Annotated in this window: 1 protein-coding gene and 1 pseudogene; both read left to right on the top strand. The window is 37.9% G+C overall.

Features of this window, described 5'->3' with window-relative positions; genetic code table 11:
* Nucleotides 1-850 (top strand): annotated as a pseudogene (locus HMPREF9200_RS08645) (TonB-dependent receptor); the annotation flags it as partial.
* Nucleotides 851-858: 8 nt separating this feature from the next.
* On the top strand, nt 859-1,167 hold the full coding sequence (locus HMPREF9200_RS02595; protein WP_009353253.1) for a hypothetical protein: 309 nt from the start codon (nt 859-861) through the stop codon (nt 1,165-1,167).
* Nucleotides 1,168-1,266: the final 99 nt, after the last annotated feature.

The following is a 1,266-nucleotide window of genomic DNA, read 5'->3' as shown; positions in this document are numbered from 1 at the left end:
TACTGATGCTAAGACTGTAGCAGTGAATAATGGTACAACTCCAATGACGGAACATTCTGTATCGAAAGCTCAAGGATCTCTAACATCATCTGTATTAGAGTCTCAATTTGATCAACATCGAGAAAAAGGTGCTACCGTAGTGGGAGATATTCGCTTTGGTGGAGATAGTCATTTAGGTAGCGATCGCCCAGCGAACCGTGTGACAGCAGTCAGCTCAATTAGCGATGGTGCATTGAAAAACTTACAAGATAAAAATGAACATGGCTTCCATAGTCGTTTACGATTAGGTGTTGATGCTCGTGTAGGAGATCATACGAATGTAAAAGTAGTAGCTACAGCACAAGGTCAAGAGGGGGTGGATGCATCCCATGTGACAACAGGATCTAAAGGACTTTCTCATAGCCGTTTAGAAACAATAGATGTCACAAACCATCATGCTAAATGGGATTTCAGTGTCGGTCGATTGACTGAGAAATTTGGTATGACCGGATACTGGTTTAATAAGGAGTTTGATGGATTACGTACTGTTTGGACTAGTGATAAAGACCAATTACGTATTGGTTACGGTGATTTCCGTCATAGTACAGGTATTGAAGATTCTGCATATACCCATGCAATCTTCACTAAATTTAAACGACCTCCGACTGTTGATGAATTCATAGGAACAACCTTTGATTACACGGGTCTTTCTGAAGAAGAGAAAAAATTAGTAGGTGGTGCAAAAGTTGAAAAAGTTGTGAAAGATGCACCAAATACTATCAACTTCTATCAACAGCTGAAAGCTTTACAAGGGGATTATAAATCACTAAGTGAGAAAAAGAAACATTTGCTAGTGAAATTGCTACCTTAAAAGATTATATGGACAATGACTACATTGCTGATACGCCTGAAAAGAAAGCGCAATACAAAAAAGATATTGATGCAAAAACAAAAGAACTTGAAGAAGTTACTACTAAATTAGATGCCAATATTGATGCTCAATATGGTGTTGTTGCTCACATGCAAGAGCTTGCTGTAAAAGCCTATGGACATGATAAAGGCTTTAAAAAATATAATGTAGCGAAAAAAGCAGAAGAAGAAATTACGATTCCAATTAAGATGCCAGAAATAACTTATAGACTAACTGGTAAAGAAAAAGCTATAAGTATGATGATGATGGAGAACTAGTATATGGACCTGATGATCAACCTGTAGTGGATGGGCCAGATAAGGAAGTTCCTTTACTAAAGCAATCAGTCCGAGTGGTGCAAACCTAGATAACCCTAT

This window comes from Veillonella sp. oral taxon 780 str. F0422, from assembly GCF_000221605.1.
Taxonomy (GTDB): Bacteria; Bacillota; Negativicutes; order Veillonellales; family Veillonellaceae; genus F0422.
The sequence above is the reverse complement of the archived record's forward strand: the minus strand, read 5'-3'. Positions and strand labels throughout refer to the sequence as shown.